The organism is Streptomyces sp. NBC_00259, from assembly GCF_036181745.1.
Lineage (GTDB): Bacteria > Actinomycetota > Actinomycetes > Streptomycetales > Streptomycetaceae > Streptomyces > Streptomyces pratisoli.
In genome coordinates this window covers 934,645-959,753 of the sequence record NZ_CP108080.1, presented here as the reverse complement: position 1 = coordinate 959,753, position 25,109 = coordinate 934,645, and the positions used below count along the sequence as shown (strand labels likewise).

Annotated in this window: 20 protein-coding genes; 6 read left to right on the top strand and 14 right to left on the bottom strand. The window is 71.0% G+C overall.

Annotation, left to right across the window (positions count from 1 at the left end):
* Positions 1 to 26: 26 nt before the first annotated feature.
* Positions 27 to 1,808, bottom strand: coding sequence for an ABC transporter ATP-binding protein (locus tag OG766_RS04200; RefSeq protein WP_266376230.1), 1,782 nt, complete (start codon positions 1,806 to 1,808; stop codon positions 27 to 29).
* Entirely contained in the window at positions 1,805 to 3,673 is a 1,869-nt protein-coding gene (locus tag OG766_RS04195; protein ID WP_328724596.1) for an ABC transporter ATP-binding protein, read from the bottom strand. The genes OG766_RS04200 and OG766_RS04195 overlap by 4 nt, the downstream gene beginning before the upstream one ends.
* A 405-nt stretch (positions 3,674 to 4,078) precedes the next feature.
* Here OG766_RS04195 and OG766_RS04190 point away from each other — a divergent pair, with 405 nt between their 5' ends.
* The gene (locus OG766_RS04190) at positions 4,079 to 4,240 is read left to right on the top strand and encodes a hypothetical protein (RefSeq protein ID WP_328724595.1); all 162 of its coding nucleotides are present in this window, start codon (positions 4,079 to 4,081) and stop codon (positions 4,238 to 4,240) included.
* 54 nt (positions 4,241 to 4,294) lie between these two features.
* On the opposite strand, the gene OG766_RS04185 is transcribed toward OG766_RS04190, so the two are convergent.
* Complete coding sequence (locus OG766_RS04185; RefSeq protein ID WP_266376236.1) at positions 4,295 to 5,728, bottom strand: Gfo/Idh/MocA family protein; 1,434 nt, start codon at positions 5,726 to 5,728, stop codon at positions 4,295 to 4,297.
* A 407-nt stretch (positions 5,729 to 6,135) separates the two neighbouring features.
* Here OG766_RS04185 and OG766_RS04180 point away from each other — a divergent pair, with 407 nt between their 5' ends.
* On the top strand, positions 6,136 to 7,719 hold the full coding sequence (locus OG766_RS04180) for an alkaline phosphatase D family protein (protein WP_266376238.1): 1,584 nt from the start codon (positions 6,136 to 6,138) through the stop codon (positions 7,717 to 7,719).
* Between the two features lie 155 nt (positions 7,720 to 7,874).
* Here OG766_RS04180 and OG766_RS04175 read toward each other — a convergent pair whose 3' ends face one another.
* Positions 7,875 to 8,330 carry a MarR family winged helix-turn-helix transcriptional regulator gene (locus tag OG766_RS04175; protein WP_266376240.1) on the bottom strand — a complete coding sequence of 152 codons (456 nt, stop codon included), beginning with the start codon at positions 8,328 to 8,330 and terminating at the stop codon, positions 7,875 to 7,877.
* 95 nt (positions 8,331 to 8,425) lie between these two features.
* Between OG766_RS04175 and OG766_RS04170 the strand changes: the two genes are divergently transcribed.
* Positions 8,426 to 10,246, top strand: coding sequence for an ABC transporter ATP-binding protein (locus tag OG766_RS04170; protein ID WP_266376242.1), 1,821 nt, complete (start codon positions 8,426 to 8,428; stop codon positions 10,244 to 10,246).
* A gap of 109 nt (positions 10,247 to 10,355) precedes the next feature.
* Complete coding sequence (mltG, locus tag OG766_RS04165) at positions 10,356 to 11,237, top strand: endolytic transglycosylase MltG (protein WP_328724594.1); 882 nt, start codon at positions 10,356 to 10,358, stop codon at positions 11,235 to 11,237.
* 95 nt (positions 11,238 to 11,332) lie between these two features.
* Here the strand turns inward: mltG and OG766_RS04160 are convergent, their stop codons facing one another.
* The 9 genes from OG766_RS04160 to OG766_RS36695 all read right to left on the bottom strand — a co-directional run bounded on the left by OG766_RS04160 (position 11,333) and on the right by OG766_RS36695 (position 21,189).
* Complete coding sequence (locus tag OG766_RS04160) at positions 11,333 to 12,457, bottom strand: NAD(P)-binding domain-containing protein (RefSeq protein WP_328727424.1); 1,125 nt, start codon at positions 12,455 to 12,457, stop codon at positions 11,333 to 11,335.
* Between the two features lie 102 nt (positions 12,458 to 12,559).
* Positions 12,560 to 14,098: an L-piperidine-6-carboxylate dehydrogenase gene (gene amaB / locus OG766_RS04155; protein WP_266376246.1), complete on the bottom strand. Its 1,539-nt coding sequence runs from the start codon at positions 14,096 to 14,098 to the stop codon at positions 12,560 to 12,562.
* Entirely contained in the window at positions 14,095 to 15,453 is a 1,359-nt protein-coding gene (gene hglS, locus OG766_RS04150) for a 2-oxoadipate dioxygenase/decarboxylase (RefSeq protein ID WP_328724593.1), read from the bottom strand. The genes amaB and hglS overlap by 4 nt, the downstream gene beginning before the upstream one ends.
* An 86-nt stretch (positions 15,454 to 15,539) precedes the next feature.
* A complete protein-coding gene (locus OG766_RS04145; RefSeq protein ID WP_328724592.1) occupies positions 15,540 to 16,730 on the bottom strand; it encodes an NAD(P)/FAD-dependent oxidoreductase in 1,191 nt (396 codons plus the stop codon).
* 217 nt (positions 16,731 to 16,947) lie between these two features.
* Positions 16,948 to 18,156, bottom strand: a complete 1,209-nt coding sequence (locus OG766_RS04140; RefSeq protein ID WP_328724591.1) for an LLM class flavin-dependent oxidoreductase — start codon at positions 18,154 to 18,156, stop codon at positions 16,948 to 16,950.
* A complete protein-coding gene (locus OG766_RS04135) occupies positions 18,156 to 19,199 on the bottom strand; it encodes an ABC transporter substrate-binding protein (RefSeq protein WP_266376253.1) in 1,044 nt (347 codons plus the stop codon). Before OG766_RS04135 ends, OG766_RS04140 begins: the two co-directional genes overlap by 1 nt.
* Before the next feature lie 27 nt (positions 19,200 to 19,226).
* Complete coding sequence (locus OG766_RS04130; protein WP_266376255.1) at positions 19,227 to 19,991, bottom strand: ABC transporter ATP-binding protein; 765 nt, start codon at positions 19,989 to 19,991, stop codon at positions 19,227 to 19,229.
* Positions 19,964 to 20,863, bottom strand: coding sequence for an ABC transporter permease (locus tag OG766_RS04125; protein ID WP_266376257.1), 900 nt, complete (start codon positions 20,861 to 20,863; stop codon positions 19,964 to 19,966). Before OG766_RS04125 ends, OG766_RS04130 begins: the two co-directional genes overlap by 28 nt.
* Positions 20,864 to 21,105: 242 nt before the next feature.
* The gene (locus tag OG766_RS36695; protein ID WP_351816447.1) at positions 21,106 to 21,189 is read right to left on the bottom strand and encodes a putative leader peptide; all 84 of its coding nucleotides are present in this window, start codon (positions 21,187 to 21,189) and stop codon (positions 21,106 to 21,108) included.
* Positions 21,190 to 21,281: 92 nt separating this feature from the next.
* Between OG766_RS36695 and OG766_RS04120 the strand changes: the two genes are divergently transcribed.
* The gene (locus tag OG766_RS04120) at positions 21,282 to 21,704 is read left to right on the top strand and encodes a secondary thiamine-phosphate synthase enzyme YjbQ (RefSeq protein ID WP_328724590.1); all 423 of its coding nucleotides are present in this window, start codon (positions 21,282 to 21,284) and stop codon (positions 21,702 to 21,704) included.
* A 520-nt stretch (positions 21,705 to 22,224) separates the two neighbouring features.
* Positions 22,225 to 23,949, top strand: coding sequence for a methionine--tRNA ligase (gene metG / locus OG766_RS04115; protein WP_328724589.1), 1,725 nt, complete (start codon positions 22,225 to 22,227; stop codon positions 23,947 to 23,949).
* A gap of 32 nt (positions 23,950 to 23,981) precedes the next feature.
* Here metG and OG766_RS04110 read toward each other — a convergent pair whose 3' ends face one another.
* Positions 23,982 to 24,440 carry a histidine phosphatase family protein gene (locus tag OG766_RS04110; protein WP_328727423.1) on the bottom strand — a complete coding sequence of 153 codons (459 nt, stop codon included), beginning with the start codon at positions 24,438 to 24,440 and terminating at the stop codon, positions 23,982 to 23,984.
* Positions 24,441 to 25,109: the final 669 nt, after the last annotated feature.

The window sequence follows — 25,109 nt, the reverse complement described above, 5'->3', positions numbered from 1 at the left end:
CGGGGCGGTCACGCGGGACGGAAGGCTCACCCGTGCCAGGACCGCCACAGCGCCGCGTACGCCCCGTCCGCCGCCACCAGGTCGGTGTGGCTGCCCAGTTCGGTGATCCGGCCGTTCTCGACGACCGCGATGACGTCCGCGTCGTGCGCCGTGTGCAGCCGATGGGCGATCGCCACGACCGTACGGCCGTCGAGGACCCGGGCCAGGGACCGCTCCAGATGGCGGGCCGCCCGCGGGTCCAGCAGTGACGTCGCCTCGTCCAGGACCAGGGTGTGCGGGTCCGCGAGGACCAGCCGGGCGAGCGCGATCTGCTGGGCCTGGGCCGGGGTCAGCGACAGACCGCCGGAGCCGACCTCGGTGTCGAGTCCGTCGTCCAGGCCCTGAGCCCAGTCCTCCGCGTCGACCGCGCCGAGGGCCGCCCACAGCTCCGCGTCCTCGGCCCCCGCCCGTGCGAGCAGCAGATTGTCGCGCAGGGAGCCGACGAACACGTGGTGCTCCTGGTTGACCAGCGCCACATGCTCCCGTACCCGCTCCGCCGGCATCCGGGACAGCTCGGCGGCGCCGAGCGTGACCCGGCCGGTGCGCGGGGCGTAGATGCCCGCGAGCAGCCGGCCGAGCGTGGACTTGCCCGCGCCGGACGGGCCGACCAGCGCCAGCCGGGTCCCGGGCGGCACGTCCATCGAGACCCGGTGGAGCACGTCGACGCCCTCGCGGTATCCGAAGCGCACCTCGTCCGCGCGGACCGCGCGGCCGTCGGGCCGCACCTCGGCGTCGCCCGCGTCCGGCTCGATCTCCCGTACGCCCACCAGTCGGGCCAGCGACACCTGCGCCACCTGGAGCTCGTCGTACCAGCGCAGGATCAGGTTCACCGGGTCGACCATCATCTGGGCGATCAGCGCGCCGGTGGTCAGTTGCCCGATGCTGATCCAGCCCTGCAGAACGAACACGCCGCCGATCATCAGCACCGATCCGAGCACGGTCGCATGGGTGATGTTGATGACCGGGAAGAGCACGGACCGCAGCCACAGCGTGTACCGCTCCCACGCCGTCCACTCCTTGATCCGCCGGTCCGAGAGCGCCACGCGCCGCGCCCCGAGCCGGTGTGCCTCGACGGTGCGCCCCGCGTCGACCGTCTCCGCGAGTACGGCCGCCACCGCCGCGTAGCCGGCGGCCTCCGAGCGGTACGCCGACGGAGCACGCCTGAAGTACCAGCGGCAGCCGAGCACCAGCACCGGCAGTGCCACCAGCACCGCGGGAGCCAGCGGCGGCGCGGTCACCGTGAGGCCGCCGAGCAGCAGCACGACCCAGAACACACCGATCGTCAGCTGCGGGACGGCCTCGCGCATCGCGTTCGCCAGGCGGTCGATGTCGGTGGTGATCCGGGACAGCAGATCGCCCGTACCCGCCCGTTCCAGCACCCCCGGCGGCAGTCCCACGGACCGTACGAGGAAGTCCTCGCGCAGATCCGCCAGCATGCGCTCACCGAGCACCGCGCCGCGCAGCCGCACCAGTCGCACGAACACGGCCTGGACCACGAGCGCGAGCGCGAACAGCGCGGCGGTGCGCTCCAGATGGAGCTCGCGCGCCCCGTCCGCCGCGCGCTCCACCAGCGAGCCGAGCAGCCACGGCCCGGCCATCGAGGCGACGACGGCCACCGTGTTGACGCCGATGAGCAGCGCGAAGGCGCGGCGGTGCCGCCGCATGAGTTCGTGGACGTACGACCGTACGGTCGCGGGCGTGCCCACCGGCAGGGTGGTCGCCGTCCGGGGGGCCGCCGGATCGTAGTCCGGTGGCGCCACGCCGATCATGCCGTCTCCTCGATGTCGATGTCGATGTCGATGTCGATGCCGACGTCGGTCGTCCGGGTCGCTTCGACGGCCTCCAGCGCGCCACCGCCGCTGCCGTTCCTGTGCTTGCTGCCGTTGAGGGCGAGCTGCTCGTCCTCCGTCTCACGGGTCACCACCGCCCGGTACCGCGGTTCCGAGTGCAGCAGTTCGCGGTGGGCCCCGACCGCCGCGACGGTGTCGTCGTGGACGAGCACGACCCGGTCGGCCCGGTCGAGCAGCAGGGGCGACGAGGTGAACACCACGGTCGTACGTCCTGACCGCAGCGCCCGCACACCGCCCGCGATCCGTGCCTCCGTGTGCGAGTCGACGGCCGAGGTCGGCTCGTCGAGCACGAGCACCTCGGGGTCAGCCACCAGTGAACGGGCCAGGGCCAGTCGCTGCCGCTGGCCACCGGAGAGCGAGCGGCCGCGCTCGGTGACGGTGGCGCTCCACGCGTCCCCGTCCAGCGAGGCCTGGGCCAGCGCGTCGAGGACGTCGCCGCACTCCGCCGCTGTCAGCGCCGCGTCCGCCGCCACCGCGCCCGACGCGGGCACGTCCAGCAGCTCGGCGAGCGTTCCGGAAAGGAGCACCGGGTCCTTGTCCTGCACCAGCACCGCGGCCCTGGCGGCGTCCAGCGGCAGCTCGTCCAGCGCCACCCCGCCGAGCAGCACGGACGGCTGCCCCTCCGGCTCCGCGGGGTGTCCGCCCAGCCGTTCCGCCAGGCGTCCCGCCGCGTCCGGGTCGCCGCACACGACGGCGGTCAGTTCCCCGGCCGGGGCGAGCAGCCCGGTGGCCGGGTCGTACAGGTCACCCGAGGGGGTCGCGTCGGACGTGCCTTCGGCACCGCCCGTCGCACGCTTCAGCGCGAGCACCCTGGCCGCACGCCGCGCCGAGGGACGGGAGAACGAGTAGGCCATCGCGATCTCCTCGAAATGCCGCAGGGGATAGGTCAGCAGCATCACCGCGCTGTACACGGTGACGAGTTCACCGATCTCGATCCGGCCGTTGCCGACCAGCCCGATGCCGTGCCAGACGACGGCGATCAGCAACAGGCCCGGCAGCAGCACCTGCAACGCCGTGATGACCGACCACATCCGGGCACTGCGGACCGCGGCCTTGCGGACCTCCTGCGAGGCGCGCCGGTATCGCGTGAGGAACAGCTCCTCGCCGCCGATGCCGCGCAGCACCCGCAGTCCCGCGACGGTGTCGGAGGCCAGCTCGGTGGCCTTGCCCGCCTTGTCACGCTGGACGTCGGCCAGCCGGGTGGCCCGCGGCAGCAGGGGCAGTACGCCGAGCGCCAGGACCGGGACCCCGATCGCGACGAGGACGCCGAGCGCCGGCTGGTACACCAGCAGCGCCGCACAGACCACGACGATCGTCAGGGCCGCCGCGAGGAACCGTGAGACGGCTTCGACGAACCAGCCGATCTTCTCGACATCGCCCGTGGAGACCGCGACGACCTCACCGGCGGCGACGCGTCTGGTGAGGGCGGAGCCCAACTCGGCGGTCCTGCGCGCCAGCAGCTGCTGGGTGCGCGCCGCGGCGGTGATCCAGTTGGTGACGGCCGTACGGTGCAGCATCGTGTCGCCGCCGGCGATGCCGATCGCGGCGACGGCGATCAGGCCGCCCGCCAGGGCGAGGCCGGTGCCGGAGCGGTCCACGACGGCCTGGACGGCGAACCCGACGCCGTACGGCAGGGCCATCACGGAGACGAAGTGCACCATGCCCCAGGCGAGCGCTTTGAACTGGCCGCCGAGCTGGCCCCGCCCGAGCCAGATGAGGAACCGGAGTCCCGACCGGACGTCCGGCTCACCGGGATCGGGATAAGGAAGATCGCGAATCTGCATGACATCCCAGATCGTTCGGAACGTGCGGCTCGGACGTGCAAGGTTCGCTCTCCGCAGTCATGTGTAGCAACCGGTTTTAGGCACCACAGCAGAGAACCGGCCATGATCGACCGGGTCCCGTGAGCCCCTGCGGGCGACGCGCGCGGGGGAGGGGCCGCCCAGGTGCGTTCCGCATGCTGGGAAGGTTTTGGAGCAAGCTCCAAGATCCGTCGGAAGATGACACGAGCCCCTTCACCCGGACGATCTCGCTCCGCAATAGTGACGCATCGCGGAAGTTGGTTTCCGTATGCCAGAAGTCGCTAGCAGCGTAAGTCGAGGAGCGCCCGTGCCGCACGCCGCCCCACCCGCAAGCCCCACCCTCGGTCGACGCGCAGCCCGTCTGCTGCGTACCTCGCTCTGAAGAAGGTGCTGAACGGCGAGGACGTACCCGTACCCGAGAAGGACGTACCCGTACCCGAGAAGGTCGTATCCGTACCCGAGAAGGACGCGGACAAGGACACGGGCGCCGGTACGGAGGCGGCGTCCGGGACGGCTGCGGAGCAGGTGCGGCCGGCGTCGTCGGCATGAGGCGGCACGGGACCCGGTACGGGCGGCCGGGTCCCGCCGGCTCCGTCAGATCTGCTAAGCGCCGGGCTTCTCCGAGTCCACACCCGAGCGGGCCTTGCGCCACTCACCCCGGGTGAAGTCGGGTATCTCCTGCGGAGCGCCGTTCGCCTTCACCGACAGATGACTCAGCGGCACGGGCGCCGTCCAGGTCGCCGCGTCGTACACGTCGAAGTCGGGGACCAGCCCCAGCTGCATGCACTGCATCAGCCGGAACACCATGATGTAGTCCATTCCGCCGTGACCGCCCGGCGGGTTGGCGTGCTCCTTCCAGAGCCAGTGGTCCCAGTCCGCGTACGCGGCGAAGTCGCCCCACTGATGGTCCTTATGGTCCGGCTCCACATAGATCCGCGCCGGATAGTCCTCGAACACACCCTTGGTGCCGCCGAGACTGTTGATCCGGCTGTACGGATGTGGGGTGGACACATCGTGCTCCAGCCGGATCACCCGGCCCTTCGCCGTCCGCACCATGCTGATGGTGCGGTCGCTCTCTATGTACGTCTCCTTCCAACTGGGATCGCCGGGCGGCATGTTCGCCTCGCGGTACTCGGCGAGGCCGAGCGCCGGCGTGCCGAAACTGCTGATGCTGACGGCGCGGTCACCACGATTGACGTCCATGTAGTTGGCGACGGGACCGAAGCCGTGGTTCGGGTAGAGGTCCCCGCGCAGCCGGGTGTGCCAGAGCCGCCGCCAGGGCCCCTCGTAGTACGTCGGCGAGAACATCAGGTCACGCAGATCGTGGTTGTAGGCGCCCGCTCCGTGCAGCAGCTCACCGAACCTCCCGGCATGAGCCATCCGCAGCACCCGCATCTCGTTGCGGCCGTAACAGCAGTTCTCCAGTTGCATGCAGTGGCGCCTGGTGCGCTCGGACAGGTCCACCAGCGCCCAGAGTTCATCGAGACGCATCGCGACGGGGCATTCCACGCCGACGTGCTTGCCGTTCAGCAACGCCGTCTTCGCCATCTCGAAGTGCACGTCCCAGGGCGTCGCGACATGGATGAAGTCGATGTCGCCCCGCTTGCACAGGTTCTCGTAGTCGTCCTCGCCGTTGGTGTAGACGGCGGGCGCGGGCTGCCCTGCCTGTACGACCTTGGCGGCGGCGGCCTCCGTCTTGGCTCGCACCGGATCGCACACCGCGACCACCTGGACACCCGGGACGGCGAGATAGAGGTCGATCATGGAGCCGCCGCGGTTGCCGAGGCCGATGAGGCCGACCCGTACCGTGCCGCGCCGCTCGAACGGAACGCCGGCCATCGTGCGGCCCTTGCGGGCCGGCGCGGCTGACTCCGGCCGGTGTGCGCCCTCCGCGGCGGCCGCGCTGCCGCCGCCGAGCCCGCCCAGTCCGAGCCCGGCCCCGGCTACCCCTGCCGTGGTCCACAGCACCGAGCGGCGGCTCATCGAGCCGTCGTCGTCCTCCGTGTCCCGGCCGGTCTGCGGTGTCGTGTCGTTCATCGAACCTCCCATGGCCATGGAGCGTGGCTGGTTCATGAATTCCGGTAAGGACCATGGCTGTTGGGACTCCTGATACGCAAGAGTGGCGATTGGACTATTGATGCGAGTCCTTGGACTCTTGCCCCGGCCACGCCCTCACCGCTCCTGAACCAGCTCGCCCCGACCCGGCACGTGCCCGTGCTCGTTCCTCCGGTCGGAGACCTCTCCACCTGCTCGGCCAATGCCGGTCGTCGCACCTGTGAAGCACCGGTGAGAAGTGCGGTGTTCGGCCCCGCTCGCCGCCGCCGGGACGCCGCGTCCACAGCTCCCGTGACCGACCTGAATCGTTCAACCCGCGGTCACGCCAGGTTGCCTCGGAGCGGAAAGCGTGACGGAGTCCCATCGGTCCAACGGTCAGGAGCACTTCCGTGCCCGATTCCCTTTCCCGGCGTCGTCTTCTCGGTGTTGCGGCCGGTGCCGCCGCAGGTGTGGGCCTCGGCGCCCACTCGGCCGCGGCCGCCACTCCCGGTAGCGCCCCGGCGTACGCCTCCGCCCAAGCCGCCCTCCCCACCGGCCTCTTCACCCTCGGTGTCGCGTCCGGCGACCCGCTGCCGACCTCGACCGTGCTGTGGACCCGGCTCGCGCCCGACCCCGTCGCCGGCGGCGGCATGCCCGACCAGGCCGTCGAGGTGCACTGGGAGGTCGCGACCGACGAGCGGTTCCGCCGCGTCGTCCGCAGGGGCAGCGAGCGCGCGCTGCCCGAGCTCGGGCACAGCGTCCACGTCGACCCGCAGGGACTGCGTCCCGGCACCGAGTACTTCTACCGATTCAAGGCCGGCAAGGAGATATCGCCGACCGGCCGCACCCGTACCGCACCGGCCCTCGGCTCCCGTCCCGGTTCACTGCGGTTCGCGTTCGCGTCCTGCCAGAACTTCTCGGCGGGGTACTTCCATCTCTACCGCGACGTCGTCCAGCAGGACGTCGACTTCGTCGCCTTCCTCGGCGACTACATCTACGAGTCGGCTCCCGTCGCCACGTCCGTACGTGTCCATGAAGGCACCGGCGAGCCGTACTCACTCCTCGACTACCGCGACCGGCACGCCCAGTACCGCACCGACGCCGACCTCCAGGCCGGGCACGCCGCCGCGCCGTGGATCGTCACGCTCGACGACCACGAGATCGACAACAACTGGGCCGACGACATTCCGCAGGACCCCGGCAACCAGACGCCGGAAGCCTTCCGCGCCCGCCGGATCGCCGCGTTCCAGGCCTGGTACGAGCACATGCCCGTACGCCGTACCTCGCGTCCCAACGGCCCGGACATGCAGGTCTTCCGCCGCTTCGAGTTCGGCGACCTCGCCCACGTCCACGTCCTGGACACCCGCCAGTACCGCAGTGACCAGGTCGCCACCGTCGCCGAGGCGGAGGACCCCTCGCGCACCATGCTCGGCCGGCGGCAGGAGAAGTGGCTCGACGCCGGACTGCTGAGCGGGCGGCAGCAGTGGAACCTGCTCGCCAATCAGACGCAGGTCGCCACCAACGACCGCACCGCGGGGGACGCCGACTCCTTCGACCTCGACAACTGGGACGGCTACCGCGCCAGTCGCCGCAAGCTGATGGACACGTTCGCCTCGCCGCGGGTGGCCAACCCGGTCGTGCTCACCGGTGACCGCCACTCCACCTTCATCATGAACCTGGAGCGCAACCCCGAGCAGCAGGGGACCCCGGTCGTCGGTACCGAGCTGTGCGGCACGTCGATCACCTCCGGCGGCGACATCCCGCCGTCCGCGCAGCAGCAGTTCCACACCACGTACGACCCGATCGCCGCCGAGTGGCCGCACTGGCGCTACTGGGACAACCGGCGCGGATACCTCCTCTGCGACGTCGACCGGGAGCGGATGGAGACCACGCTGCGGGCGACGGAGGTCGTGACCAAGCAGGAGGGTGCCCCGGTGATCTCCGCCGCGCGCTTCGTGACGGAGTCGGGCCGCCGAGGCGTGACCGTCGCCTGATCGCCTGATCGCCTGATCGCCTGATCGCCTGATCGCCTGAACCGACGCCGGCGTCGGCGTCGGACGCGGCAGGCACTGCGCAGGAGGCGCGCCCCGCGCATGCGCGGGGCGCGCCTCCATGTGCGACGGCAGCCCGTCGCCCGGTCCTCGTGCTCTCAGCAGCGGGCCTCGGGCCCTCCGTCGACCAGCGCGGACAGCAGCCCGCCCAGCACCTCGCGCTGATCGGCGGTCAGCGGAGCCAGGATGTCCTCCGCGGCCGCGCGGCGCGCGCTGCGCAGCTGCCGGAGCGTGACGCGGCCGTCGTCGGTCAGCTCGATGCGCACCACCCGGCGGTTGGCCGGATCGGGCACGCGGCGGACCCGGCCGCTCGCCTCCAGCCCGTCGACGAGGGTGGTGATCGCGCGGGGAACCACCTCCAGCCGGTCGGCGAGGTCCGCCATCCGCGGCGCCCCGTCGTAGTGCGCGACGACCCGCAGCAGTCTGGACTGTGCGGGGGTGATGCCGACCGGCTCCAGATGCCGCTTCTGAATGCGGTGGAGTCTGCGCGTCAGGCGCAGCAACTGCTCGGCGAGCAGGCCGTCCGCGTCGGGGGCGGGGACTGGGGAGTTCATGCGGGAACAATAACAGGACCTTGTCCATTATGAGTATAGGTAACAGTGAGCTATGCTCTTCAAGTCCGCCCGGCCCCGCCCTTCGGAAGGAGCCCATGCGCCCGCAAGACGGTCCGTCCTGGACACCCCCAGACCGCCCGCTCGACCCGACACAGCCGGAGCAGCCCGCGCAGATGCGGCGCATCCTCCGGCTCTTCCGTCCCTACCGGGGGCGGCTCGCTCTCGTCGGGCTGCTCGTCGGCGCCTCGTCGCTCGTCTCCGTCGCGTCGCCGTTCATGCTCCGCGAGATCCTCGACACCGCGATCCCGCAGGGCCGCACGGGCCTGCTGTCGCTGCTCGCCCTCGGCATGATCCTCATCGCCGTGACCACGAGCGTCTTCGGTGTGCTGCAGACCCTGATCTCGACCACGGTCGGCCAGCGGGTGATGCACGATCTGCGCACCGGTGTCTACGCGCAGCTGCAGCGCATGCCGCTCGCGTTCTTCACCAGGACGCGCACCGGCGAGGTCCAGTCGCGCATCGCCAACGACATCGGCGGCATGCAGGCGACCGTCACGTCCACGGCGACGTCCCTGGTCTCCAATCTGACCGCCGTCGTCGCCACCATCGTCGCGATGCTCGCGCTGGACTGGCGGCTCACCGTCGTCTCGCTGGTGCTGCTGCCGGTCTTCGTCCTGATCAGCCGTCGCGTCGGCCGTGAGCGCAAGTCCATCACGACCCGACGTCAGAAACAGATGGCCGCGATGGCCGCGACGGTCACGGAATCGCTGTCGGTCAGCGGCATCCTGCTCGGCCGCACGATGGGCCGGGCCGACTCGCTCACCCGTTCCTTCGCCGACGAGTCCGAGCGCCTCGTCGACCTGGAGGTCCGCTCCAGCATGGCCGGGCGATGGCGGATGTCCACGATCGGCATCGTCATGGCCGCCATGCCCGCGCTCCTCTACTGGGCCGCGGGACTCACGCTGCAAGGCGGCGGACCCGCGATTTCGATCGGCACGCTCGTCGCCTTCGTCTCGCTCCAGCAGGGCCTGTTCCGGCCGGCCGTGAGCCTCCTCTCCACCGGCGTGCAGATCCAGACGTCGCTCGCCCTGTTCCAGCGGATCTTCGAGTATCTGGACCTGCGGGTGGACATCACCGAGCCCGAGGACCCCGTCCGGCTGGAGAAGATCCTCGGCGAAGTGCGCTTCGAAGGCGTCGACTTCAGTTACGACGAGAGAAGCGGGCCCACCCTCGACGGCATCGAGGTCACCGTGCCCGCCGGAGGGAGCCTCGCGGTCGTCGGACCCACCGGATCCGGGAAGTCCACCCTCAGCTACCTCGTGCCCCGGCTCTACGACGTCACGGGCGGACGGGTCACCCTCGACGGTGTGGACGTCCGCGAGCTCGACTTCGACACGCTCTCCCGGGCCGTGGGCGTCGTCTCCCAGGAGACGTATCTCTTCCACGCCTCCGTCGCCGACAATCTGCGCTTCGCCAAGCCCGACGCCACGGACGCCGAGGTGGAGGCGGCCGCCCGCGCGGCACAGATCCACGACCACATCGCCTCGCTGCCCGATGGCTACGACACCCTGGTCGGCGAGCGTGGATACCGCTTCTCGGGCGGTGAGAAGCAGCGCCTCGCCATCGCCCGCACGATCCTGCGCGACCCGCCGGTGCTCATCCTGGACGAGGCGACCAGCGCCCTCGACACGCGTACGGAGCACGCGGTGCAGCAGGCCATCGACGCCCTGTCGGCCGGACGCACCACCATCACCATCGCCCACCGGCTCTCCACCGTCCGGGACGCCGACCAGATCGTCGTCCTCGACAGCGGGCGCATCGCCGAGCGCGGCACGCACGAGGAACTGCTCGATCGGGACGGGCGCTACGCGGCCCTGGTCCGCAGGGACGCCGAGTTGGCCCCGGCCGTGTCCTGAGCCGGGCGGCGGCCCCTGCCCGCGTGCTTCGCGCGCTCCCGGTGCGTTCGCCGGACCGGTGACGGCGCGCGTTCCGGTATGAGTGGTTTATGCGGGTTAGCGTGCCCGCATGAAGAGCGAGTTCCCGAAGGCCCGGCGGCGCCGTCGCGGGCTCCGCCTGACGCGCCGCGGCCGACTGGTTCTGGTGGCCTGCCTGGCCGGCGTCGTCGGTGTGGCGGCGGCTGTCGTCGTGATGATGCTGCAGCAGCCGCAGAAGAAGCCCACCAAGCCCGAGGCGAGGCCGAAGACCCTGCTCATCCCTGAGGGGTGGAGGTCGTCACAGGTCTACGCGGCGGTCGACAAGGCGCTTGCCGTCCGGGCCGGTACGACACGACGGACGGCGGCAGCGGCCGGTGGGCGGCTGAGGCTGCCCGCGGACGCCCGGGGCAACCCCGAGGGATATCTCTTCCCGGCCATCTATCCCGTCAACCCGAAGTCGACACCGGCGAGCCTGCTCAGCTTCATGGTCAACACGGCGGGCCATCGGTTCGGCACCTCGTCCCTCAACGACGCGGCGCAACGCAACGGGATGACCCTCTATCAGACGGTGACGATCGCCAGCATCGTGCAGGCCGAGGCGGACACCGTCGCGGACATGGCGAAGGTGTCCCGCGTCGTCCACAACCGGATGGCCCAGGACATGCCGTTGCAGATGGACTCGACCCTCAACTACGCCCTGAACCGCTCCACCCTCGACACCACCCGGCAGGACACCCAGCTCCAGAGCCCCTACAACACCTATGCGCGCAAGGGTCTGCCACCCACACCGATCGGGAATCCGGGCGAGGCCGCGATGAGGGCGGCCGTCAGCCCGGCGGCGGGGGACTGGCTGTATTTCGTCACCGTCGCGCCAGGGGATACACGCTTCACCGCCGACTACGAGGAACACCGCAGGAACGTCGAGGAGTTCAACAGGAACCGCAAGACCGCGACCGCCTCCACACCGGGCTGACGCGCCGGCTCCCTCCGCCTGCACCCGGGCTGACCCGGCGACCCCTGGGCTGATCCGTCGGCTCTCCTCGGCCCGGGGAGCGGATTCCGGGCGACTCAGCTGTGCACGGCGGTGAGCTCTCCGGCCGGCCCGCCTTCCGTCTCCCCTGCGGACCCCGGGGAGCCGGCGGGCGCGATGTCACGGTCCAGCAGGCGCTTGATCTCGGTGACCGCGGCCCGGCCGGCCCGGTTGGCTCCGATCGTCGACGCCGAAGGGCCGTAGCCGACGAGGTGGATCCGTTCGTCCATTACCGCGCGTGTGCCGTCCACCGCGATACCGCCGCCGGGCTCGCGCAGCCTGAGCGGTGCCAGATGGTCGATCGCGGCGCGGAAACCGGTCGCCCAGAGGATGACGTCCGCCTCGACCGTCCGGCCGTCGTCCCATGCCACCCCGTCCGGAGTGATCCGGTCGAACATCGGCAGCCGGTCGAGGACGCCCTGCGCGCGGGCGCGCCGTATCGCGTCGTTCAGCGGCAGCCCCGTCACGGAGACGACACTCCGCGGGGGCAGCCCCCGTCGTACGCGCTCCTCCACCATGGCGACGGCCTCGCGGCCCTGCACCTCGCCGAACGGGCCCTCGCGGAAGACCGGTGGCCTGCGCGTGACCCAGGTCGTCCCCGCCGCCACCTCGGCGATCTCCATCAGGTGCTGGGTCCCTGAGGCCCCGCCGCCGACCACGACCACGCGCTGCCCCGCGAACGCCTCCGGCCCCGGGTACTGCGCCGTGTGCAGCTGCCGCCCGCGGAACGTCTCCTGCCCCGGGTAGCGCGGCCAGAACGGTCGGTCCCAGGTGCCGGTGGCGTTGAGGAGCGCGCGTGTGGCGTACGTCCCCTCCGATGTCTCCACCAGCAGCCGCCCGCGCCCGCCCTCACGCACCGCGCGCACATGGACGGGCCGGTGCACCCGCAGATCGAAGGCGTCCTCGTACGAGGTGAAGTAGTCGCCGATGACCTCGGAGGACGGCCGGGTGTCGTCGGCACCGGTCAGTTCCATCCCCGGCAGCGCGTGCATGCCGTGGACCTTGCCGTACGTCAGCGAGGGCCAGCGGAACTGCCAGGCACCGCCCGGTCGCGGTGCGTGGTCGAGGACCACGAAGTCCACGTCGGGGCGCAGCCCCACCCGCCGCAGATGGTAGGCGCCGGACAGCCCTGCCTGCCCGGCGCCTATGACGACCACGTCCATGTCCCGCGCGTCCTCGTCCCGCACCCTGAAGTTGTTCACGCTTCTACTAACTGTTGGGGTGTCGAGGATCTTCCCGTTCCGCCTCCGGGGTGGCGTCCCGCGTCAGAGGAAGTTGACGCCCTGGGCGAGCGGGAGGTCGTCGGAGTAGTTCACGGTGTTCGTGGCGCGGCGCATGTACGCGCGCCACGCGTCCGAGCCCGACTCACGGCCGCCGCCCGTCTCCTTCTCGCCGCCGAACGCACCGCCGATCTCCGCCCCGGAGGTGCCGATGTTGACGTTGGCGATGCCGCAGTCCGAGCCGTCGGCGGCCAGGAACCGTTCCGCCTCCCGCTGGCTCCGGGTGAAGATCGAAGAGGACAGGCCCTGGGGCACGCCGTTGTGCAGCTCGATCGCCTCGTGCAGAGTCCGGTAGGTCAGGACGTAGAGAACGGGCGCGAAGGTCTCCTCGCGGACGATCGCCGTCTGCGCCGGCATCCGTACGACCGCCGGCCGTACGTACGCGGCCTCGGGTGCCGCCTCCCGCAACTGCCGGTCGCCGCCCGTCAGCACCTTTCCCCCGTCCGCCTGCGCCGTCTCCAGAGCCTTGGCCATCGCGTCGTACGCCGCCGTCGAGATCAGCGGGCCGACCAGGGTGTCCGGCTGGAAAGGATCACCGACGGGCAGCTGACCGTAGGCGTGCACGATCCTCTGCGTGAGCTCGTCCGCGACCTCCTCGTGCACGATGAGCCGCCGCAGGCTCGTACAGCGCTGCCCCGCCGTCCCCGCTGCCGAGAAGACGATGCCGCGCACCGCCAGGTCCAGGTCGGCGGACGGAGTGACGACCGCCGCGTTGTTCCCGCCGAGTTCCAGCAGGCAGCGGCCGAAGCGGGCGGCCACCCGCGGACCCACCTCCCGGCCCATCCGTACCGAACCGGTGGCGCTGACCAGCGCCACCCGCGGATCGTCGACGAGCCGTTCACCGCACTCCCGGCCGCCCAGCAGCAGCCGGTGGACGCCGTCGGGGGCGCCGGTGTCCTCGGCCGCCCTGCGGAGCAGCGCGGCGCAGGCGACCGCGGTGAGCGGGGTCAGCTCCGAGGGCTTCCAGACCACGGTGTCCCCGCAGACCAGCGCGATCGCCGTGTTCCACGACCACACCGCGACGGGGAAGTTGAACGCGGAGATCACCCCGACCACGCCCAGGGGGTGCCAGCTCTCGGACAGCCGGTGGCCGGGCCGCTCGGAGGCCATCGTCCGCCCGTACAGCTGCCGGGAGAGACCGACCGCGAACTCGCAGATGTCGATCATCTCCTGGACCTCGCCCAGCGCCTCGGAGTGGATCTTGCCTGCCTCGATGGTGACCAGCCCGGCCAGATCCTCCTTGTGGATGCTGAGCAGCTCGCCGAGCCGTTTGACCAGCGCGCCTCGGCGCGGCGCCGGGACCGTGCGCCACTCCAGGAAGGCGGCCCGCGCCTCCGCGATCATCGCGTCGGCGTCCTCGGACGTGGTCATGGGCAGCGTGAGGAGCGTTCCGCCGGTCAGTGGCGTACGGGCGGCAAGGTGCCCGGCAGCCCCTTCGGCGGGCAGCCGTGCACCGCACCGGTGCAGCGCTTGTTCGGCCCGCGCCCGCAGCGCGTCGGTGTCGGGCAGTGCGGTGGTGGTCATGCGTCGCTCTCCTCGGTGAGTCCAAGGGCCCGTCCGGCCCGTGCCAGCGAGTCGCCCTGCTGTACGGCGTAGAGGTCGAAGGGGTCGTGCACCGTGCGCCCGATCGCCTCTGACATCCAGTGCTGGTCGTAGTGCGTGCCCCTCTGCGCGGAGTCGCGGGCGCCCGGGTCGGTGAGGTTCGACTGGAAGATCCCCGCCGCCGAGCGCGGCAGGAAGTCCTCGTAGACGATCGGCCGGGCGGTGAGCCAGCCACCGTCGAGCAGCCCGGCCAGATCGTCCGGAGGCCGCCGGCCGTCCCGCGGCCGGTCGCGCACCGCCTCGTACGTGAAGAACCCCAGCCCGTCCACGGCCAGTTGACGCTCGGTACGGGGGAAGTGCACCGTCCACTCCTCGACCGGGCCGTCGACGAGCCGGTCGTACAGTGCGCGTCCCGCACGGCTCAGCGCGATCCCGCGTGCCTCGACCTCGCCGAACCGCACCCGCAGCGAGCCGGTGGCCAGGCTGCCGTCCTCCTCGCGGAACGTGCGGGGCTCCGCCAGTGCCCGGAACGACGTCTGACGCAGCAGCACATCGGGACCGTCCCAGCGCGGCGGCCCCTGAATGCGGTCGATCATCGTGATGCCCCGCTCCTCCATCCGCCGGTAGAGGTCGTCGATGTCCAGCACGCGCGGGGTGAGGTGGTTGATGTGGGTGCTGGTCACACCGCCGATGTCGGCGGCGACCGCGGAGACCTTCTCCAGCTCGGCGTACCAGGCCCGGTCCACCGGCTCCGGGGACAGTTCGAAGGCCGCGACCGCGAGGGTGAGGAAACGCTCCGCCCGCTCCTCGTCGAGCCCTGCCTCGCGTTCGGCGTGCGCCGCGAGCTCCAGCAGCTCCGATGGGAACAGCTCACGGCGCTCCAGGAACGTCCCCAGCCGCTTCTCCAGGTCCGCGTCGAAGAAGCGGCGGTCACCGGGAGTCAGCATGGAGGTGAAGACACGGAACGGATTGCGGTCCAGTTCCTCGGAGAGCACCGGCCGGAACGCGGTGGAGACGACCGGGACGGCGCTCGCCGACGCGTCCCGCAGATCGTAGAAGCCGACCGGCTCCATGCCGAGCGCGGCGAAGATCCGGGCGGCCCGGCACAGTTCGCCCGGAGTGCCGACGCGGATCGCGCCATGCCGCTCCGCCGTCACCCGCGCGATGCTGCCGAGCCGCTGGGCCCGCTCGCCGCCCGCCCTGATCGCGGCGTCGTTCACCTGCCCGGCGACCTCGACCAGCGTGGTGTAGGCGGGGACCTCGGTGCCGTACATGGCGGAGAGGCGGCGGGCGAACGCGGCACGCAGCTGCCAGGTGGGGAGGAGGGTGGGTGCCATACGGACCTCCTGAGCCGGACGGGGCGGTCGACGTGCGGTCAACGGTGCGGTCGACGGTGCGGTTGTCGGGACGATCGTCGGGGCGCTCAGATGATGTGTGCCTCCGGCCGGGCCGCGGTGGGGGACGGCGCCGCCTCGAAACGGGTCGCCGCCAGCGGGCCCACGTCGAGGAACGGCTCCCGCCCCAGGTACAGATCGCGCACGATCTCGCCCACCGCGGGCGCCTGGAGGAAGCCGTGCCCGGAGAACCCCGTGGCGTACAGAAAGCGGGAGACGCCGGACGCCTCGCCGATGAGGGCGTTGCGGTCCGGCGTCATCTCGTAGAGCCCCGCCCAGCCGCCGCCCGCCGGCTCCATGCCCGCGAGGGCCGGCGCGACGCGGGCGGCGGCCTCGCGGAACGGCTCCAGCCACTCCTCGCTGAACTCCCGCCCGAAGCCCGGCTCCTGGCGGGCGTCGGACAGCCCGAGGACCAGGCCGCCGGCGTTGTCGTTGTGGAAGTACAGGGTCGAGTCGAAGTCGAGGGTGAAGGGGATACGGGGCGGGCGGGGCGCGAGCGGTCCGGTGAGCGCGATCTGGCGGCGCAGTGGCGTGACGGGCAGCCGCAGCCCGGCCATCTCGGCGATACCGGCCGACCAGGCGCCCGCCGCGCAGATCACGGTGGTGGTACGGACCGTGCCGTACGGCGTACGGACGGCACGCAGCACGTCGCCGTCGCGGTCGATACCGGTGACCGCGCAGTGGGGGAGCACGGTCGCGCCGAGGGCGCGGGCGGCCCGCAGATAGCCGAGCACGGCCGCCTCGGGCAGGGCGTATCCGTCGCCGGGGGAGTGGGCGGCGGCCACGAACCCGGACGGGTCGACGTACGGGCACAGAGCCTGGGCCTCTTGGGGGCCGACAAGACGGCTGTCCACGCCCAGTTCCCGCTGCAGGGCCGACGCCTCGCCGAACGCCGCCACATCCTCGTCGCGGTTCAGCAGGAAGAGATAGCCGACCTGCTCCAGCCCCACGTCCGCGCCGGGCCGCCTGCCGAACTCGCGCCAGGCCCGGAGACTGTGCTGCCCGAGACGGATGTTGAGCGGATCGGAGAACTGGGCGCGTACGCCGCCGATCGGTTTGCCCGACGAGCCGGAGGCGGGAGTGTCCCGCTCCAGCACGAGGACGTCGCGGACGCCCGCCTCGGCGAGATGGAACGCGATGCCGGCCCCGATGACGCCGCCGCCGATGATGACGACTCCGGCTGCGGAGGGCAGGGCCTTGTGAGCTGTCCCGTGAGCCATGAGGCCATGGTGACCGCCCTCCCCTGCCGCCGTCCACGACGCCTCCACGGGCTTCCCCGGCATGGCGGACCCCCGGCTCCCCGGAACCGGCCCTCCGCTCGGCCCCGTGAGCTGGCTCCCCGGGAGGGCCCCACAGCTCGTCCGGCGGCCGGGCTCCGACGGAGCGCGGCCGCCGGACAGCGACGGCCCCCGGTGGGGCGCGGAGACCCGGTGGGGGCTACCGACCGCCCGCCACCAGGAGGGGCGCGCCGCCCGGGGCCGAGGCGGGACGGCCGTTCGCCGCGGGGACGCCGAGGAGCGGGGAGGGCGGGATCCGGTGGAGGAGACCGCGCGCCGCCAGTTCGGGGGTGACGCCCTCCCCGAACCAGTAGGCCTCCTCCAGGTGCGGGTAGCCGGACAGGACGAAGTGCTCGATGCCCAGCTCGTGGTACTCCTCGATACGGTCCGCGACGTCCGCGTGGCTTCCCACCAGAGCCGTCCCCGCCCCGCCGCGCACCAGCCCCACGCCCGCCCACAGATTCGGCGAGATCTCCAGCGACTCCCGCCTGCCTCCGTGGAGGGCGAGCATCCGCTGCTGGCCCACCGATTCGCTCCGGCCGAGTGCCTGCTGCGCCGCGGCGATCGTCTCCGGGTCGAGATCGTCCAGCAGCCGGTCCGCCGTCGCCCACGCCTCGCGCGCCGAGTCGCGCGAGATGGTGTGGAGCCGGATCCCGAAGCGCACCCGGCGGCCTCGTTCCTCCGCGAGCCCGCGGATCCAGTCGATCTTCTCCTTCACCTGCTGCGGCGGCTCGCCCCAGGTGAGGTAGACGTCGGCGTGGTCCGCGGCCACCGGGCCCGCGGCGGCCGACGAGCCGCCGAAGAAGATCTCCGGCAGCGGGTCCGGCGGAAGCGCCGTGAGCCCGCCCTCCACCTGGAAGTGCTCGCCCTCGAAGTCGTACGGGCCACCGCCCCACACACCCCGGACGACCGACAGGAACTCCGCCGTCCGCGCGTACCGCCGGTCGTGGTCGAGACGGTCGCCGAAGCGTCGCTGTTCGGTGGAGTCGCCACCCGTCACCACGTTCAGCAGCAGCCGGCCACGGGTGATGCGCTGGTACGTCGCCGCCATCTGCGCCGCCAGCACCGGCGAGATCACCCCGGGCCGGAACGCGACGAGGAACTTCAGCCGCTCGGTGTGCTGCGACAGCGCCACCGTCGTCAGCCAGGCGTCCTCGCACCATGTCCCGGTGGGCGTCAGCACGGCCTCGAAACCCAGCTGCTCGGCGGCCTTCGCGATCTGTGCCAGATACTCGATGTCCGGCGCCCGGACCCCGCTCACCGGGGTGATCCGGGACCGTTTGATACCGCCGTCGGTGTAGGCGTGCCGGTCGACGAGGGTGCGGCCGTCGCCGCCGGTCGGCAGGAACCAGTGCAGATGAACGCTCATCAGGATGTGGCCTTTCCATAGCTGCGCGCCGGGGAGGTCGACGGCGGCAGGTCCTTGTTGAAGCGGTCGTCGACGTAGTCGGCGAAGTCGAAGCGGCGCGGAATGAGCTTCAGTTCGGCGAAGGTGTCGGCGATCTGCTGTTCGGACGCGATCGCCGCGGCGTCGACGGCGACCGGCACCCTGGTCCCGTACGACCGCTTCACCGCGTCGAGCGCGACCCCGTAGGGCAGCCCGGTGTCCTTCGCCCAGACCTTCGCCCACTCCTCCGGGTGCTTGAACACCCAGTCCTGGGCGCGCCGCAGCCGCTCGATGAGGTCACCGATGGCGGCGGCCTTCTGCTTGTCGGCGAGCGCCGACGGCGCGGCGACCTGGAAGCCGAGTCCGTTCACCAGCCCGTTGCCGTCGGTGAGGACCCGGCTCTTGCCGCCCCGCAGCACCTGGGAGGTGTACGGGTCCCACACCGCCCATGCGTCGACCCGGCCGCTGGTGAACGCGGCGAGCGCGTCGGCGGGCTGGAGCAGACTGATCTTGATGTCCTCGGGCCCGAGACCGGCCTTCCGCAGGGAGGCGATCAGCTGGTAGTGCGCCGAACTGCCCTGTGCGACAGCGACCGACTTCCCCTTCAGATCCGCGGGTGTCCGCAACGGCGAGTCCTTGGGTACGAGGATCGCCTCGCCCGCGGAGTCGCCGTGGGTGGCGGCCACGATGCTGATCTTCGAACCGGAGCCCGCGGCGAAGACGGGCGGGGTGTTGCCGACCGAGCCGACGTCCACGGCCTTGGCGTTGACGGCCTCCAGCAGCGGCGGTCCGGACGTGAACGTGGACCACTTGATCCTGTAGGGGAGATCGTCGAGCTCGCCGGCGGCCCGCAGGACGGCTTCGGAACCGCCCTTCTGGTCCCCGACGTTGAGCGTGAGCGAGCCCTTTCCGTCGACACTGCCGCCGGCTCCGCCCGAGGAGTCGTCGGCGGCGGAGCTGCCGGAGCAGGCGGACAGCAGCAGGGCGAGGGGGAGCAGGGCGGCGGCGGGAAGGAAGCGTTTCATGACGGGTGACTTTCTCGTGAGGGTGGTTCAGGCGGCGGTGCGGGCGGTGGTGGCGGGGCCTTCGACGCCGAGTTCGGTCAGCAGCCGGGTGCGGAGCGCGGCGAGCCGCGGATCACCGGCGGTGCGAGGACGGTCCGGCGTGACGGCCGTCTCGTACGCGATGACGCCGTCCCGCATCACCAGCGCCCGATCGGCGAGCAGCAGCGCCTCGTCCACGTCGTGCGTGACCAGCAGCACGGCGCAGCCGCGCCGCTGCCACAACTCGGCCACCAACTGCTGCGCCGTGAGCCGGGTCAGCGCGTCCAGCGCGCCGAACGGCTCGTCGAGCAGCAGCAGATCGGGTTCGCGTACGAGGGCACGGGCGAGGGAGGCCCGCTGCGCCTCGCCGCCGGACAGCGTCTTCGGCCAGGCTCCGGAGCGATCGCCGAGGCCGACCTCCGCCAACGCGCGCTCCGCGACGGCCCGGTCGGGCTTGCCCGGCAGGCCCAGCAGCACGTTGCGCCACACCCGCTTCCAGGGCATCAGCCGGGGCGCCTGGAACGCCACGGCCCGCCGCTTGGGCACGAGGACCGTTCCCTCGATGTCGCGGTCGAGGCCCGCGAGGACCCGCAGCAGTGTCGACTTCCCGCAGCCGCTGTGTCCGAGCAGCGCGGTGAACTCCCCGGGGCGGAGCGTCAGATCGAGGCCGTCGATCACCGGACGGCCGTCGAAGGAACGGGTCAGTCCTTCGACCCGTACGGCGGCCGTCGTGTCCGCCGCTGTGTTCACTGTCCCTTGAACGTCGGTCGCCATTGCAGCAGCAGCCTTTCGAGAGTGCGGACGAGGGCGTCGGCCAGCAGGCCGAGGAAGGCGTAGACGACGAGGCAGACGACGATGACGTCGGTCCGGAAGAACTCCCGGGCCTGGTTCATCAGGAAGCCGATCCCGGCGTCCGCGTTGATGGACTCGCCGAAGACGAGCGCCAGCCAGGCGGTGGCGAGCGAGTAGCGCAGCCCCGTCATGGCGCCGGGCAGCGCTCCCGGCAGGACGACATGGCGGATCAGTCCCCAGCGGCCGAGACCCAGTGAATGCCCGGCCTCGACGAGCTGCTCGTCGACGCCTCGGATGCCGGCGTAGACGTTGAGATAGAGGTGGAAGGCGACACCGAGGGCGATGAGCGCGACCTTCGGCGCCTCGCCGATGCCCAGCCAGATGATGAACAGCGGGATCAGCCCGACCCAGGGGACCGTCCGCAGCATCTGCACGGTCGCGTCGACGAGGTCCTCGCCGAGCCGGGACAGTCCGGAGACCAGAGCGAGACCGATGCCGATCGCGCCACCGAGGAGCAGCCCCGCGGCGACCCGTCGCAGCGAGACACCCATGGCGTTCGGCAGGGTGCCGTCGGCGACCAGGTCCCCGGCGGCGCGGGCGATGGTCCCGGGCGAGGCGAGCGTGTCCGGGTTCAGGAACCCGGCGGAGCTGGACACCTGCCACAGCACGAGCAGGAGCACGGGGCCCACGGTGCGCCGCAGCCAGCGGGGTACGGAGCGCAGGCCGCCGCGGCCGCCGCGTACCCCGGCCGGGGTGACGGCTTCGAGTGCGGGCTGGACGGAATCGACGGGCTCCTCGGCCGGAGCGTTCTTGGATATGGCGGAGATGTCCGGTGGGGCGTGATCGACGGTCATGGAGGCTCCTGGGCAGGGGAGGACATGCCCCGGCGCAGGCTGCGGCGCCACGGCGTGGCCGTGACCGCAGGACGGGCGGGGCGGAAGGGAGGAGAAGGGCGGGTCAGCGTCCGGCGCGCGTCGACGACGCTCGGCGAACACCGGCACTCAGGGCGCGACGAGTGGATGCGGGCCGCGGCGTCATGGGCGCTACGACGAGGAACGCGGCGCGCACCGGGCGCGCTTCAGGCACTGAAAGGGCGTCAGCAGCCGCGACGACACGCGGCGGAAGCCACCCGCAGCAGGTCGATGTGACCGCGCGTGGTGAGCAGGGCTGTACGCAACATGGCGCAGAACGTAGCGACCGGTTCCGCCACCGGTCAACGCCGTCTCGTACTGCGGACGCGCGATCCTGCGGGATGGGCGAGAGGATGGAGGTATGCCCGACGCCTTCACCACCCGAGTTCTGAACGTGGCCACCGGCACGACGGAGGCCGTGACCGATCTGACCCGCGAGTGCGCGGAATTCCTCGACGAGACCGCCCACGGTCGCGACGGCCTGCTCCATGTGTTCGTGCCCCACGCCACCGCGGGGATCGCGGTGATCGAGACCGGCGCAGGCAGCGACGACGATCTCCTGGCCGCACTGCACGTCCTGCTTCCCGCCGACGACCGCTACCAGCACCGCCACGGCAGCCCGGGCCACGGCCGCGACCACGTCGTGCCCGCGCTCGTGCCACCGCACGCGACCCTGCCGGTCATCGGCGGCCGGCTGGAGCTCGGCACCTGGCAGTCGGTCTGTCTGGTCGACACCAACAAGGACAACCCGGAGCGTCAGGTGCGGTTGAGTTTCCTGGGCTGATCGAGCCGATCAAGATCGTCCTGGGTGTGGCCGCCGATTCTCCGTACCTTCTATGGAGGCGGTGTCGATGCCGCAGGGGACAGCGACGATCGCTTGTCGAATTCCGCGCAGTCGGATGCGTCCGTACCCCTGGCCTCCTACGACGACGCGGAGCTGCTGGAAATCGGGATTCTGTTGATCACGCCGTCCACCTCGTCGTTGGAATGCGGTAAGGGCCGTGCGTGCGGATATGCGGCAGCGCGGTGGCTTTAAGATGGCGACTGCCTCGGCCGTACGAGACTCGCTTGGCCGCCTGTCTCGGACGGCCGAGTGCCTTTTCGGCTCAGCCCAGCAGGGCCCGAGAATTCGCGGGAAGGGCGTTCCCCAGGTTCGATACGATGGATCTGGCTTGCAGACCTGACCTGTCACCGTGCGATATGCCCACGTGTGACCCGAGTGATCGCGTCGGCTGCAGCCTCCCGACTTGGGCACGCCGCGACACCGTCATCGGCGCCGTACGTACGAAATGGAGCATCCAAGGATGGCTCGACACCTGGTCACCAGCGCGCTTCCCTACATCAACGGGATCAAGCACCTGGGCAACATGGTCGGGTCGATGCTTCCGGCGGATGTGTACTCCCGGTACCTCCGCCAGCGCGGTCACGACGTGCTCTACATCTGCGCGACCGACGAGCACGGCACGCCGGCAGAGCTGGCCGCCACGGAGTCCGGGCTGACGGTTGCCGAGTTCTGTGCGCAAGCGCACGATGCGCAGAAGGCGGTGTACGACGGGTTCGAGCTGGCCTTCGACTACTTCGGGCGCAGCTCGTCGCAGCAAAACGTCGAGATCACTCAGCACTTCGCGCGCCGGCTGAACGACAACGGCTTCATCGAGGAGCGCGCGATCCGCCAGGTGTACTCGCCTGCTGACGGTCGCTTCCTCCCGGACCGGTACGTCGAGGGCACCTGCCCGCACTGCGGCTACGACAAGGCCCGCGGCGACCAATGCGAGAACTGCACCCGCGTCCTCGATCCGACTGACCTGATCAACCCGCGCTCGGCGATCAGCGGCTCCACGGAGCTGGAGGTCCGCGAGACCAAGCACCTCTTCCTGCTGCAGTCCAAGCTCCAGCACGAGGTCGAGGCATGGATCGACGCAGTCAGCGAGGAGTGGCCGCACCTGTCCACGGCCATCGCTCGCAAGTGGTTGACCGAGGGCCTGCACGACCGCGCGATCACCCGCGACCTGGACTGGGGTGTCCCGGTCCCGGCCGACACCTGGCCGGAGCTCGCGGCCGACGGCAAGGTCTTCTACGTCTGGTTCGATGCCCCGATCGAGTACATCGGCGCGACGAAGGAGTGGGCGGACGCCGCCGCGGACGGCGAGACCCGCGACTGGAAGTCGTGGTGGTACGAGGCCGATGACACCGTCCGCTACACCCAGTTCATGGCCAAGGACAACGTCCCCTTCCACACGGTGATGTTCCCGGCCACCGAGCTCGGCGTGCGCGAACCGTGGAAGAAGGTCGACCTCGTCAAGGGCTTCAACTGGCTGACTTACTACGGCGGCAAGTTCTCGACCTCCCAGAAGCGAGGCGTCTTCACGGACGCCGCCCTGGAGATCCTGCCCGCCGACTACTGGCGCTACTTCCTGATCGCCAACGCCCCCGAGTCCGACGACTCCTCCTTCACCTGGGAGCACTTCACCGCCACGGTCAACAAGGACCTGGCCGACACCCTCGGCAACTTCGTCAACCGCGTGCTGTCCTTCTCCCGGAAGCGGTTCGGCGACGAGGTCCCGGCGGGCGCCACCGCCGGCGAGGCAGAGGCCAAGCTGGGCGAGGAGATCGCACGGCTGCTCGCCGATTACGAGGAGCAGATGGAGGCCCTCCAGTTCCGCAAGGCGGCCGCCGCGCTGCGTGCCTTGTGGTCCGCGGGCAATTCCTACCTTGAGGCGAAGGCTCCCTGGTTGGAGATCAAGACCGACCCGGACGGCGCCGCGCTGACCCTGCGTACGGCGATGAACCTGATCCACCTGTACGCGGTGGCCTCCGAGCCGTTCATTCCGGCTACGGCGGCTGCCATGCGCGGCGCCTTCGCGCTGGAGGGCGACACGGCGACCTGGGTGACCGCAGAGCAGGCCAAGGCCCTGGACGCGGTTCCGGGCGGCACCGCGTTCACTGTCCCGCCGGTGCTCTTCGCGAAGATCACGGAGGAGGACCTGGAGTCCTACCGTGCACGCTTCGGCGGCGCTGAGACCGCCTGACCGTCTTTCTCGCACCCGTACCGCCCGCGTTGTCATCGGGCGGTACGGGCCGTGAGGTGACCGGCCAGGTCCGCGGCCGGCACGTTCATCAGTCGGATTCGAGGGGCCTCCTCGTCCACCTCGATCCAGGTGACGCCTGCGGATCCGGGCACGTGCTCGAGGTAGCAATCGAAGCCGTTCCCGGTCAGCCGCAGCAGAAGGCAGGCCATTCCCTCACCGTGCCCGATGAGGACTGTCGTAGGGTGCGGTCCGGCGCGTGCCTCATCCCACAGGCGTACGTAGCGGGCTCGGACGTACTCGGATGGCTCGCCGCCCGGTATGCAGAGCTGGTGGCTGGGCACACCTTGACGGGCGGCCTCGGTTGCTGCGAGGTCCCTGCGCCGGCCCCCGAGGTGGCCGCTGGTTTTGGCGCCCAGGCGCTCGTCCACTCGTACGTCTGCCGGTTCAAGCGCGGCGGTCAGCAGCGCGGCCGACTCGCGGCAACGGGACATCGGACTGACGAGCATCTGGTCCACGGTGATCTCGGCCGCGAGAGACCGTCGCCGACCATGCGGATGTCGTCGCCGCCACGCTGGCTGAGCACGCCGCCGTCGGCTTGGCCCTGGTGGATGCCCTGGATTAGATCGTTCGACCAGCGGCGGACTTCCGTGCGTCGGGTTCCGGTACACCGACCATCTCGCAGATGACGGTTACCGGGAGCGGGATGGCGAGGTCCTCTACTAGGTCGGCTTGTCCGTGCTGTTCCCAGTCGTCGAGAAGTTCGTTGGTCACCTGTTGGATGTAGGTGCGTAGTCGCCGCGGGAAGTGTGAGCCCGATGGTGATGAGGAGGACGGCCAGGGCAGGCGCGGTGACGCTGAAAACGCAGGTCACTGGTGTGACAGGCGACGAACACCTTGGGTAGTCCGGCACAAGCTGCATGCCGATAACGAGGGGTGCGACCTTGGCACCCCGCGGTTGTTCTGCTGCTTGCAGCCCTGTCCTGGGCGCGACGACGGCGCGGCCCCCGGCCCGCGGGCGCCGAACAATTGCTCGTGGACGCGCAGTATTCCGGGCTGGTGAACGCTGCGTGATGTACTGCAGATCACTCCGGCCTGGTGGATGCCTTGGCGGCGGCGGTGGGCCACAGGGGGCGTTGGTCCCTGGCCTGGCGATACATGCG

Bases quoted from the DNA above. Each gene is read 5' to 3' on its own strand.
- OG766_RS04185 (WP_266376236.1), bottom strand. From the start codon at position 5,728: ATGAACGACACGACACCGCAGACCGGCCGGGACACGGAGGACGACGAC.
- OG766_RS04130 (WP_266376255.1), bottom strand. From the start codon at position 19,991: ATGGCGACCGACGTTCAAGGGACAGTGAACACAGCGGCGGACACGACG.
- OG766_RS04200 (WP_266376230.1), bottom strand. From the start codon at position 1,808: ATGATCGGCGTGGCGCCACCGGACTACGATCCGGCGGCCCCCCGGACG.
- OG766_RS04140 (WP_328724591.1), bottom strand. From the start codon at position 18,156: ATGAGCGTTCATCTGCACTGGTTCCTGCCGACCGGCGGCGACGGCCGC.
- amaB (WP_266376246.1), bottom strand. From the start codon at position 14,098: ATGACCACCACCGCACTGCCCGACACCGACGCGCTGCGGGCGCGGGCC.
- mltG (WP_328724594.1), top strand. From the start codon at position 10,356: ATGAAGAGCGAGTTCCCGAAGGCCCGGCGGCGCCGTCGCGGGCTCCGC.
- OG766_RS04120 (WP_328724590.1), top strand. From the start codon at position 21,282: ATGCCCGACGCCTTCACCACCCGAGTTCTGAACGTGGCCACCGGCACG.
- OG766_RS04195 (WP_328724596.1), bottom strand. From the start codon at position 3,673: ATGCAGATTCGCGATCTTCCTTATCCCGATCCCGGTGAGCCGGACGTC.
- OG766_RS04110 (WP_328727423.1), bottom strand. From the start codon at position 24,440: ATGTCCCGTTGCCGCGAGTCGGCCGCGCTGCTGACCGCCGCGCTTGAA.
- OG766_RS04125 (WP_266376257.1), bottom strand. From the start codon at position 20,863: ATGACCGTCGATCACGCCCCACCGGACATCTCCGCCATATCCAAGAAC.
- OG766_RS36695 (WP_351816447.1), bottom strand. From the start codon at position 21,189: ATGTTGCGTACAGCCCTGCTCACCACGCGCGGTCACATCGACCTGCTG.
- metG (WP_328724589.1), top strand. From the start codon at position 22,225: ATGGCTCGACACCTGGTCACCAGCGCGCTTCCCTACATCAACGGGATC.
- OG766_RS04175 (WP_266376240.1), bottom strand. From the start codon at position 8,330: ATGAACTCCCCAGTCCCCGCCCCCGACGCGGACGGCCTGCTCGCCGAG.
- OG766_RS04145 (WP_328724592.1), bottom strand. From the start codon at position 16,730: ATGGCTCACGGGACAGCTCACAAGGCCCTGCCCTCCGCAGCCGGAGTC.
- OG766_RS04170 (WP_266376242.1), top strand. From the start codon at position 8,426: ATGCGCCCGCAAGACGGTCCGTCCTGGACACCCCCAGACCGCCCGCTC.
- hglS (WP_328724593.1), bottom strand. From the start codon at position 15,453: ATGGCACCCACCCTCCTCCCCACCTGGCAGCTGCGTGCCGCGTTCGCC.
- OG766_RS04160 (WP_328727424.1), bottom strand. From the start codon at position 12,457: ATGGACGTGGTCGTCATAGGCGCCGGGCAGGCAGGGCTGTCCGGCGCC.
- OG766_RS04135 (WP_266376253.1), bottom strand. From the start codon at position 19,199: ATGAAACGCTTCCTTCCCGCCGCCGCCCTGCTCCCCCTCGCCCTGCTG.